At 41.5% G+C, this 12049-nt stretch carries 8 protein-coding genes; 5 read left to right on the forward strand and 3 right to left on the reverse strand.

The annotated features are described in order from the left end of the window. Positions 1-84: 84 nt before the first annotated feature. Positions 85-1077: a right-handed parallel beta-helix repeat-containing protein gene (locus BMY50_RS13990; protein ID WP_093325483.1), complete on the reverse strand. Its 993-nt coding sequence runs from the start codon at positions 1075-1077 to the stop codon at positions 85-87. 320 nt (positions 1078-1397) lie between these two features. Here BMY50_RS13990 and BMY50_RS13995 point away from each other — a divergent pair, with 320 nt between their 5' ends. Further along, positions 1398-2345, forward strand: a complete 948-nt coding sequence (locus BMY50_RS13995) for a terpene synthase family protein (RefSeq protein WP_093325486.1) — start codon at positions 1398-1400, stop codon at positions 2343-2345. 349 nt (positions 2346-2694) lie between these two features. Continuing rightward, entirely contained in the window at positions 2695-5079 is a 2385-nt protein-coding gene (locus BMY50_RS14000; RefSeq protein WP_093325490.1) for an ABC transporter permease, read from the forward strand. Between the two features lie 38 nt (positions 5080-5117). Here the strand turns inward: BMY50_RS14000 and BMY50_RS14005 are convergent, their stop codons facing one another. Beyond that, positions 5118-5624 carry a transposase gene (locus tag BMY50_RS14005; protein WP_093325493.1) on the reverse strand — a complete coding sequence of 169 codons (507 nt, stop codon included), beginning with the start codon at positions 5622-5624 and terminating at the stop codon, positions 5118-5120. Positions 5625-5626: 2 nt separating this feature from the next. After that, entirely contained in the window at positions 5627-6097 is a 471-nt protein-coding gene (locus BMY50_RS14010) for a MarR family winged helix-turn-helix transcriptional regulator (RefSeq protein WP_093325496.1), read from the reverse strand. A 202-nt stretch (positions 6098-6299) separates the two neighbouring features. Here BMY50_RS14010 and BMY50_RS14015 point away from each other — a divergent pair, with 202 nt between their 5' ends. The 3 genes from BMY50_RS14015 to BMY50_RS14025 all read left to right on the forward strand — a co-directional run bounded on the left by BMY50_RS14015 (position 6300) and on the right by BMY50_RS14025 (position 12043). Beyond that, complete coding sequence (locus BMY50_RS14015) at positions 6300-6872, forward strand: RNA polymerase sigma factor (protein ID WP_093325499.1); 573 nt, start codon at positions 6300-6302, stop codon at positions 6870-6872. 147 nt (positions 6873-7019) lie between these two features. After that, positions 7020-8234, forward strand: a complete 1215-nt coding sequence (locus BMY50_RS14020; protein ID WP_093325502.1) for a FecR family protein — start codon at positions 7020-7022, stop codon at positions 8232-8234. Between the two features lie 278 nt (positions 8235-8512). Next, positions 8513-12043: a SusC/RagA family TonB-linked outer membrane protein gene (locus BMY50_RS14025; protein ID WP_202907844.1), complete on the forward strand. Its 3531-nt coding sequence runs from the start codon at positions 8513-8515 to the stop codon at positions 12041-12043. Positions 12044-12049: the final 6 nt, after the last annotated feature.

Here is a 12049-nt window from a genome sequence, read left to right on the forward strand (position 1 = left end):
TGATGTTGAAAGATAGAAGCAGTAGGAAGTTTTGGTGAATTTGAATAAACAATTCACCAAAATAAAAATCAAAAAGTATCTGAATTAGAGTTCACTGCAAATGGATCCGCCCGAATTGCCGGTCATAGTATTTCCCCATTGTCCGAAATTGGTTACCAGTTGTGGATGACGCATACTGATAGCGCAGCCTTGGTTGTTCGTAATGTTGTTGTTATATACCTGGCAACCATCATTCGGCTGATTCAGGTTATTCTGAAACCGTACTGCATGTCCGTTAGTCTCGTCGATTGTACAGTTGAAAATATTAGCTCCGTTGACTCCGTCAATGCCAATGCCTCCAACACCCCGATTACTGACATTGTTTTTATGAACCCAAACATTCTCTACGAAACAATTATGGGATCCACCGTCAATGGTAATACCTTCTCCCCCATTCTCGTAGGTTTGACAATTTTTAATGCGGTTATCAGAACTGCCCCACTGGGAAATACCCACGACGTAGTTATAATAAGCTTTTACACCTTCTATCCAAATTCTATTCGCATTGTGAATCAAAATGCCTGAATGCCCGCTGTTACGGAAATGGCTATTATAAATTTTTGTATCGTCTCCGAAAACACGAATATTAGGTTCTGGCAACATGCCACCGTCAATATAAATCCAGTCAATAAGAGTATTGACAATCCCGGCATCTACATCCAGCACCGAAACACCCTGTCCGGGAGTCGCCGCAGCCTTACGCATATAATTTGTAGGATCGGTTCCATTATGTTCTCCTCGGATGGTTAACCCGCTTTTGTTGATATGCGCCGTACCGTTGAAATAATGATTTCCGGCGCGAATAATAATGATATCGCCAGAAGCAGACTGATTAATCAGCGTCTGTAAAGCACCTGTTTCATCTGGACCGTTCTGGGCGGCCAGATACCGCGTAGCTGCTTCTTGGCCTAATGCCAGTTCCTGGGAAGATGTTCCGTTAGCGACAACGTTGGGGCGGTCCTTTAGCATATCTGATTTGCTGCATGAGGCAAATACAATGATCAATAATGCCACTTCCAATAAGTAGGATTTCATCATAACAATTGGTTTTTAAGAGGTTACTAAATAAATTAACTCAAATCTACAGGTGTAATACTAAATATATTTCTTTTTTTTCTTCAAAATCTCATCAAATCATCTCATTTTCAGCGATTTTAGGAGGGTAAGAAATAAGAGTATATACACAAGTGCGAAACATGCACATGAGAAGGAAAGAAATTAATCTGAATGAAATGAACAGGTTGTATTAGTACGGCAGTGCCTAACTTTATTCAAGTGACAATTGAAGTATTCTTTGGAGAAGTAAAAACTCTAAAATCATGAAACAATAAGAGTTAGATAATTTCATATAAATCAAAATGAAAATACCATTATTACAATCCAGTCTTCCTACCTTGGTTCATCCACAAATGAACGAAATAGTAAACGATACAAAGAAATATTTTAAAACGGATGTTTTCAACATATCAGACGAAAACACACAATTATACGGAGATTATATATCAACTGGAGCCTTATATTCTTCCTATACATATCCATTGGGAGATACAGAAAAAGTTAAAGCGATTAGTCGGTATTATTGTTATTGGGCCTTAATGGATGATCGTTTTTTTGACAACTCCATCGATCTTGACAATATTACCCAGACAAATAGGGCTTTTCAGGCAGCACTGAATGAGGAAGCGGGTCTTGACAAACTGTTTTTCCCGATTGTCGAATTTTGTTCAAGAACTGATTGGACAAGTGAAGCGAAAGATATATTCAAAAGAGAAATGAATAGATATTTAAAGAGTGTTCAGAACCTACGCACAATAGAAATTCAAAAGCGTGAAGTTTCTCTCGAAGAATATCTCCAGTACAGGGCTTTTGATGTTGCAATGTCAGTTATATTTTCTCTGCTATGGCATACACAAAGCGGTATGCCCTTGTCTCCTTACCACAACGCTGAGTTTGAAAAAGTCTTCGAATATTCAGGGGTTAGTATAGGGCTACTACTAGATTTGTACACCTTAAAGGCAAGAAAAAAGGAAATAAGGGATTACACACATGCTATCCGGATTATCCAACGAATTGAAAATTGCGACGAGGAAGAAGCAATTAACGAGGGAATTCGCTTATTCTATGAATACGAATCTAAACTGGAAGAAGAGTTTAACCGCTTAGAGACAAAATATCCTATTGCAATACATTATTTTAGGTATATCCAATCTGGTTCCATCAGGTACTGTAATGAAAGTAGAACAATCCGATACTTGCAAAAGAATGATATTGATAAAAATCCAGTTAAGGGCCGAACAGTACTCTAAATTAGATATCATTCTTACCTTGTTCTCCTACCAATCGTTCATCTTTTTGCCCTGCCTCGTATCATTGACACATGCTTGTTCCGAGTAGCCTGCAAATCAGCAGATTGAGATTCATAAACCCTGATTTTGCCATAAAACATGTCTGAATCCGAACAGTAAGTGTTCGGATTCAGACACATTTATCAGTGTCAAATGCTCCTTATTCTATTTAAGCGCATCTTTTTTACATTGGCCGATTAATTGATAGGCTATCTAAAGTTATGAATCGATAGCATACACCTTGCAACTATTTGATCCAGAAATAATTGCAAATAGTGTACCTTTATAGGAGAAGATCAAATAAAAGGTCATGATAAAAAACTATCTCAAGACGCTATTACGCGATTTTTTAAAGAGCAAGGCTTACTCACTGATAAACATCGTTGGCTTGTCGATAGGTATGGCAGCCGTAATACTGATCATGCTCTGGGTGCAAAACGAACTGAGCATGGAACGTTTCCATGAGAAAGCGGACCGCATTTATGTAATGTACAACCGAGATATAAACCCCGAAGGTAACCGTTGGGCATGGGGTAATACGCCGAAAATACTCGCCCCCACTTTGAAAACGGATTATCCGGAGGTGGAAGACGCTGTACGGTTCAACAATATAAATTTCCTTGTAACCGTAGGCGAAAAAAAGCTGAATGTGCGAGGAGCATTTACAGATAGTAGCTTTTTCAACGTATTCACTTTTCCACTTATACAGGGTGATACAAAAAAGGCCTTGACCGATGCCCATAGTATTGTGCTAACTGAAAAGTTTGCCAAAACATTATTCGGGAGCGATGAAGCGATGGGCAAGATTATTAAAATAGATAGCAGTCATAACGCTACGGTAACAGGTGTTATGAAAGATTTGCCCAATAATACGTTGCTTAAATTCGATTACCTCTTACCTTGGAACTACCTGGATCAGATGGGTGAAAACGACACCTATTGGGGCAATAACTCCGTAACAACTTACGCGCTGTTAAAACCAGACGCGAGCCAACAGGTATTTGACGAAAAAGTAAGAACTATCACCATCGACCATACCAAAGGTTCTGAAGACGCTGCCACAACTGAGGTGTTTACGCAACCGTTGAGCCGTTATTATCTATATGGAAAATCAGAAAATGCCAAGCTGGTAGCAGGTAACATGGTTACGGTACGGCTATTTACCATTCTTGCAATATTTATCCTATTGATTGCCTGTATCAATTTCATGAATATGAGTACAGCGCGTAGTGAGCGGCGTGCGAAAGAGGTAGGCATCCGAAAGGTTGCCGGTGTACGCAAAGAGATGCTGGTTTTGCAATTCTTACTGGAAAGCACCTTACTCAGTATTCTTTCGTTTTTATTTGCTATACTCATTGTACAGCTGAGCCTCAGCGCCTTCAACCAATTGGTAGATAAAGCATTATTTGTTCCATACGGTGACCCGCTGTTTTGGATTTTTGCACTCGCCTTTATATTGCTTACCGGTATCACCGCTGGGAGCTATCCTGCTTTTTATCTGTCGTCGTTCAATCCCGTGAGTGTTTTGAAAGGAACTTTCAAGAAAACAAATGCGTTAGTAACTCCAAGGAAGGTGCTCGTTACTATACAGTTTACCATTGCTATTGTTCTTATTATCGCGACAATCATTGTGTATCATCAGGTTCAGTATGGACTAAAGCGTGAAACGGGTTATAAAAAAGATAATTTAGTATTCATTTTTTCGGAAGGAGATATCGGCAAACACTATATGTCTATTAAAGATGAACTGCTGCACAGACAGGTGGCAACCTCCGTTACCTTATCAGCCAATCCCATCACACAACGTTGGAGCGACAGTTGGGGATTTTACTGGGATGGTAGCACGAAAACGGATGAAAAGATTGACTTTTTGCGCTTGGGTTCAGATGCAAACTTCACCAAGACCTTCGACATCAACATCAGTGAGGGACGGGATATCGATGTGTACCAATATCCTACCGACAGTATGGCCATACTCTTGAATGAAACCGCCGTGAAAGCTATGCGGTTAAAAAACCCGATCGGAACACAGATACGTCAACGAGGGGGAGATTTGGTTTTTCATGTAGTTGGTGTAGTCAAGGACTTTATCATTGAATCTCCTTTCCAGCAAAATATGAGTCCGTTGATGGTATTCGGTCCAAAAGGGTATTCACAAATGATTGTTCACATCAAACTGAATCCCGCCAATACAACGACGGATAATTTAGCGGGAATGGAAAAGATATTAAAAACCTATAATCCACAATACCCATTCCGTTATATTTTTGTTGATGAAGATTACGCACAGAAATTTCAAAATGCGGAGCGGGCAGGTAAACTTGCTGGTTTATTTGCCTTCTTGACGGTCTTAATTTCCTGTTTAGGTTTATTTGGATTGGCAGCCTATATGGCAGAAAGTCGCACAAAGGAAATTGGGGTCCGGAAAGTTTTAGGAGCGTCGGTGTGGAACGTGACACAGCTCTTATCGGTTGACTTCCTGAAGCTTGTGATGCTATCTTTTGTCATCGCCTCTCCTATTGCCTGGTATGCGATGAATGAGTGGCTAGAAAGCTATTCGTATCGCATCGGCATAGAATGGTGGGTATTTGCTTTAACCGGTATATTGGCAGTAACAATTGCGTTGCTGACAGTGAGTTCTCAGGCTATCAAAGCGGCAGTTGCTAACCCGATAAAATCCCTGCGGGAGGAATAGGTTATGTGCCGCCTTTTTTCGATTATCTGAATAGACACTTATCGAGCTTTCAAATTAATAATAGACATACACAACGGTATTAAACCAAATGAAATCAAGACAAAGATGCCTACCCGAACATAGTTAAGCGTTCGCCAAAGGTGTGCTCTACTCAGCAAGTCGATTTTTGGAGTAGCACCATTAGCAATATCCTGGAACGCGATAATGTTAGGTGCAAAATACAGAAGTGTCCAGGCTCTGACGGCTAAATGCACGAAAAACAGCAGCAACAGCCAATTTTTAATAGGAGCTATTTTCCAACAAAAAATGAGTGCCAATACAAATGTAATCTCGTGAATAGAATGCATAATTATCCAAAAAATCTTTAAGTCGAGTCCATACTTCCCTCCTAGCAATTGAAGAGATTCAGGAGGTGCGGCCGTCCATTTAGGAACGATCACCGCTGTTTCAAAAATCTGCGCGCCGTTCATTAAGAAGTAAGCGAGCGTTGTGATGAAAAGCCATATTTCTGCTCTTACTAGGTAGTTTGCACTTACATGTTCCATAATTATTTATTTTTTAATTCTTCAATCGTTTCATTCATGATGCTGATAGCAGAGAGAAAATATCTTTCCAGCACCTTGATTTCTTGTTCAGAAAAGGATGCCACTAATTCAGTAGTTTTTTTATTTAGCTTGTCAAAAACAGGTGTTAAAAGCTTTAAGGCATTTTCTTTATTCGGTATAATGATCACTTTCCTCCTATCGTCTTTATCAAACTGTCTTTTGACTAACTTTTTTTTCTCTAGCCTGTCCACTAAGCCCGTAATCGCCCCTGTTGTAAGCCCTGTTAATCTGGAGAGCCCTCCTGCGGTCATTTCTCCTTTTTCTATTATTAAACCCAAATACTTGTGGTCGGCACCTGACAACCCTACCTCTCGGGCGATGGCTTCGTGCATTAATATTGAAGTATCTGAGTATTGCCTGCTTATAGACCTGAAAGCTTGAACTTGCTGGTTATCTTTTTCACTAACTGCCATAAGTATCTTAGTAAATAAATATCTTAGTAACAAAGATAAATAAAAACAAGCAAATAGAAACGTGGATTTGCAAAAAAGAGATAAATTGATTTTAGATTTTTTTAAATCGATTTAGGAGCCATGTGAACCTGCGTCAGTCAAATTTTTCGGTTTCATTTTTTTTTTCGACATTTGATAGCTACACACCGGAATCAATTTACCTATGCCCTTTTTTGATGTGGATATCAATGCGTTTAATGCTGGCGAACGAAAAACGTTCGATGGTGTTTATCGTTATTATTCACGGCCATTGCAGCATTTCGCGTTCTCATACATGCATAATCGGGTATTAGCGGAGGAGATCGTAAGCGATAGCATGCTTAAGCTATGGAACAACCGCCAGCGCATTCGCACGGCACAACAAATCAAGGCCTTCCTTTACATCGCCACACGCAATGCCTGCATTGATAGCCTTCGCAGCATCCGTTCCCTCCCAGCAACGGTTTTACCAGAGGAAGCAAACGATCTTAAAGGCCAGGACCCAGATGTGTATAACCGAATTGTTTATGTCGAGTTATTGCAACAGATAGAAGATGCAGTAGAGGGACTACCCCTTAGTCAGCAAGCCGTCTTCCGTAAAAGCTTTCTTGAGGGCAAAACTACCGACGAAATCGCTAGCGAAACAGGTATGACAGAATCTTCGATATTCACCCAAAAGTCCAAAGCACTAAGTACTCTTCGCAAATTATTGAAGGGAAATATTTTATTGCTCGTGTTGCTTGCCAAGCTAGGTTAACTATTGGCCTTGGATTCTTACCAAATAAGCACTCCCGTACACTGATAATAAACTGATTAGTAAAAAAAATAAAATTCTTGGTAAGGTTTGCTATCCGCATCCGTATCTATTCATGTTTAGCCCCCTAACCAGGCTAAGGCACAAAAAATGGAACGGATCAGTCAATTACTTTACAAGTACCTACAAGGTTCCCTGAACGAAGCTGAGCGTGCTGAGCTGATGGCTTGGGCTGCTGCAGACGCTGCTAATTGGGAGCTCTTGAACCGCGTGATTGACGAAGAAAGTCTTGAGGCCGATATTCAGCGTTGGTACGCGATCCCAAGGCGGTCTGTAGCCGACGATTCGCGGTTGAATGCCGTTATCGCCCAACACGAAATTGACACTAAGCGTCAACGCCTCCGTCAACAGATCAGACGTATCCTTCCTTACGCAGCGGCCGTACTCATCATTGCCTTTGCCGGCATATGGTACACGCATGAGCGAGGTCAAAGTGAGATGCACGAAATTGCTACTGAAAAAATTCTAAATGGTGGTAACAAGGCGCTTCTTATACTGGCAGATGGCCGAAAAATTGATTTAAGCACGGAGCGATCGGGAATCATTGTCGGAGATGGTCAGATCACCTATGAAGATGGGTCGTCTCTTGCAGTACTACCAGGCATAGGAGAAAGTGTGCAAACGATTTCTCAATTGGAACTCTCCACGCCTAGAGGCGGAACATATCAGATGACCTTGCCGGACGGTTCCAAAGCTTGGCTTAATGCCGCTTCCACAATTAAATATCCAAGTAGTTTTAGCGGCAAAGAGCGTATCGTAGAAATCGCCGGTGAGGTATATTTTGATATCCGCGAAGACAGCAAACGACCTTTCAAGGTGCTTAGTAGAGGTCAAGAGGTCGAAGTTTTAGGTACGGAGTTCAATATCTCCGCCTATCTTGATGAAAATGAAACAAAAACTACCTTGGTGAACGGCAAAATCCGTTTATCATTGGCGGCCAAGCCGGGAGAAGCCTCGCTCGCTCCCAATAAATCACTAATATTGGTACCCGGTGAGCAAGGTGCTTTGCGTAACGGCCATATTGCAAAATCCAACGTGGATGTTTCTCAATATACTGCTTGGAAAGATGGATTTTTCGATTTCAACAGATTACCTACACCTGCTGCCATCGCGCAATTGGCCCGATGGTATGACCTCGATGTGGTTTATGATGGGAAATTGCCCGAAGCCAATCTTTTTGCTTACATCGATCGTAATAAACCCTTAAGCGCTATTTTAAAAGCGCTCGAAAAAAGCAAATTGAAATTCAAGGTAGTCCAAGCCGGAGAAAGAAAACAACTGATTGTTTTGGGAGAACAACTATAAAATTAACCAGTTCATTCGCTATAAAACCAATAATTAAACAAAAGAAGGAGTACAAATGATGAAAACATAACTTAAGACCAATTTATCGGATATATCCATTAAAAAAAGCGGATGATGGTAACGACATCACCCGCTGATTTTGTCTGGATTTGATAACGGCGTGTTACTACCAAGCTGCCGAAAACCAATTTTTAAAAGCCAAACATGACAAATATATGATTTTTACACCACGTGTAAGGGGGTTTTATTACCCCTATATGTACCGATTATTACTAATTATGAAATTAGCTATTCTCTTAACAGTTGCCTTTACCCTACAGGTTATGGCTGAAAGCAAGGCGCAAACTGTTACGCTGAATGTCCGGAATAAAACACTTCGTGAGATAATGCAAGAAGTTCAGAAGCAACACGGCTATTCCTTTTTGTTTCGGGGAGATGATATAGCGGATAAACGTATTACCGCTCAATTAAAACAGGTCGATTTTGCTGACGCGATGCGTGTTATATTAAATGAGCACGGACTTGAGTGGTCTTTGGATGACGGAATTATTACGATTACGAGCAAGCCCCCAGCCCCAACAACTCTAAAAAACCGACCTCAGCAACGTATCATTTCCGGGCGAGTGACAGGTGAGAACGGGGTACCATTGGCAGGAACAACTGTTAGTATTAAAGGAACCACAACCGGTGCTAAAACTAACGAAAACGGGGTTTTTGAGATCAGGACTTCCGCAGCTAATGGCGTTTTTGTTTTCAGTCTCATGGGTTATGCACCTGAAGAGGTGCCTTTTAATACCAACACTACCATAAATGTTGTCTTGAAGGAAACATTGAGTGATCTGGATGAAGTAGTGGTAGTGGGTTATGGTACTGCCAGAAAGAGTGACCTAACAGGTGCCATTACACAGCTTAGACCTGATGATATTGCCGACGAAAATCCTAGAACAGTGCAGGATATTTTAAGGGGCACACCGGGTTTAACAATTGGATTGGATGCATCGGCAAAAAACGGTGGTAGTATCAATATACGCGGCCAGCGTTCGCTCAGAGCCGGAAACTCTCCTTTACTGATTCTCGACGGGATGATCTTCTACGGTGAGCTATCCGAAATTAATCCGGATGATATTGAACAAATAGATGTACTGAAAGACGCTTCGGCGGCGGCAGTTTATGGTGCACAGTCTGCTAACGGTGTACTAATCATCACTACTAAAAAAGGTAAGCAAGGTAAACCCAAAATAAACTTTACCTCCAACCTGGGGCTTTCAACGATGGGCGCCAACCGACCGGTTTGGGGCCCCGATGGTTATTTAAAATACCGGGAGGATTGGTACACGGCTGGTACATACGACATCAATCCGGCTACAGGTAATTATGAGCCGTATATGTCAAGCAGTACAGATGCCTTACCGGCCAAAGGTAAGCCGGGTTACTATGAAAAACTGACGCCCGAGATGTTGTCTAAATATGGAATAAGCGAAGCCGACTGGCAGGCTTACTCTGTTAATGGAGAGGATGCTTCTAATGAAGAAATATATGCGACACGTATCGGTCTTGACCATAACGTATTAAAAAATTACCTTGCAGGGAGAAGCTTTGACTGGTATGATCATAGTTTCCGTAATGGTTTTAATCAGGACCATAATATCAGCATTTCTGGTGCCAGCGACAAGATTAATTATTATATGTCTGGTGGCTACCTGTCTAATCAGGGGGTGATAGTAGGCGATAATTACCGGGCTGTAAGATCTAATCTTAAAGTGGATGGTAAAGTGACAGACTGGCTAAACATTGGTGCAAATGTAAACTTTCAGGATCGTACAGACGGAAATATTGCCACAGATTGGGGTAGAGCTATCTCGCTAAATAGCCCGTTTGGGTCTTACAAGGACGAAAACGGCAATCTCGAAGTACATCCTCAGGGCTCTGGCCTTACGGGTCTTATAAGAGGTTATAATTACGATTTTAACCGGCAGTTTCAGGATCTGGAAAGTGGCTATACCGTTTTAAATTCTATTTTTACCGCCAAAGTAAAACTACCTTTTAATATCACTTATTCTTTTAATGCGTCGCCCAGGTATCAGTTCTTCTACAAGCGCTATTTTGCATCATCCACACATCCCGATTGGAATCCGCTTTCAAATGACGCTGGGGTTGATCGTGAAAACAGTAAACGCTTTGATTGGTCTATTAATAATACGATTAATTGGGAGCAAACTTTTGCAGAAAAACACCGGGTAAATGTAACGCTGGTGCAGGAGGCGGAAGAGCGGCAGTTCTGGCGGGATGTTATCAATGCCCGAAATATTACCCCCACCGATGCTTTAGGTCTTCATGAAACAAGCGGGGGAGACCGTTTGCGGAGTGAATTTGATAGCGAAGACAGTCGCCAAACGGCAGATGGTATGCTAGCCCGCCTTTTCTATTCGTATGACGATAAATATATGTTTACCGGCTCTGTACGGCGGGATGGCTACTCGGCTTTCGGTACCTCCAATCCACGGGCTACCTTTCTGTCTGCCGGATTGGCCTGGACCTTTACCAAAGAAAATTTCTTTAACTGGAATGCCATGAACAATGGCAAGCTGCGTGTATCTTATGGGCAAAACGGAAACCGATCACTCGATAATCCATACGTCGCATTAGCAAACCTTGCCAATGGAGCAGGTACACAAGGCTATATAAACACAAGTGGCGACTATATACAGTTCCAATACCTACGGATAGACCGAATGGCTAATAAGAATTTGCAATGGGAGAAAACGGCCTCGTTAAATATGGGATTAGATCTAGGTTTTCTCGACAATCGTATCACAACGACCTTGGATTATTTTCAAATGTCTACAACAGACTTGATTATGAATCAATCTCTACCGGATTTTTCGGGGTTTACCAGTATTACTACTAATCTGGGTGAAGTGCAGAATAATGGATTTGAAATAGCCATAAACACAGAGAATATTAGACAAAAGAACTTTAGCTGGAGCACTTCCTTTGGCTTTTCAAAATATAAAAACTCCATCAAGCATTTGTATTATCAATACCAAGATATATTGGATGCAAACGGCAATGTGGTGGCCAGTAAAGAGGTTGATGACATTGGAAATGGATGGTTTATAGGTCAGCCTATCAGCTCTATTTGGAATTATAAGGTAACTGGAATCTGGCAGGTGGATGAACTGGAGGAAGCCGCTCGCTATGGACAACGGCCAGGCGATCCTAAGGTAGCCAATAATTATACTGCGGATGATATCCAGAATGCAGACGGAAGCATGAGACCCGTCTATAACGATAACGACAAGGAGTTTCTCGGGCAAACGCAGGCACCTATCATGTGGTCGCTACGGAATAATTTTACCTACAAAAATTTCAATTTTTCTTTTAACATTTATTCGTATTGGGGGCATAAAAGTCTGAACGGGGCCTATTTGAACCAGGATAACGGAACGTCAACGATTACCCAGGGTCTGGCAAATACTTACGAAAAGCCCTATTGGACACCCGAGAACCCAAGCGATTTTTGGGCGCGATTAGAATCAAAAGGACCAGCAGGTCTTAACGCGCCCAAAAGAATATTTGACCGGTCTTTTATTAGGCTGGACAATATAAGTTTGGGCTACACACTGCCTACCAAATTAACCTCACGCTACGACATCGAAAATATACGGGTTTTTGGCTCGGTACGGAATGCAGCTGTATGGTATAAAGATAAGAACTGGCGATATTGGGATGTGGAAAACGTTAATGACGACGGGATCGGTAGCTTGGCACCGAGAATATTCACCTTTGGGGTAAATCTAACTTTTTAAACAAAA

The sequence above is a fragment of the Olivibacter domesticus genome (genome assembly GCF_900109575.1).
In the GTDB taxonomy this organism is placed as follows: Bacteria; Bacteroidota; Bacteroidia; order Sphingobacteriales; family Sphingobacteriaceae; genus Olivibacter; species Olivibacter domesticus.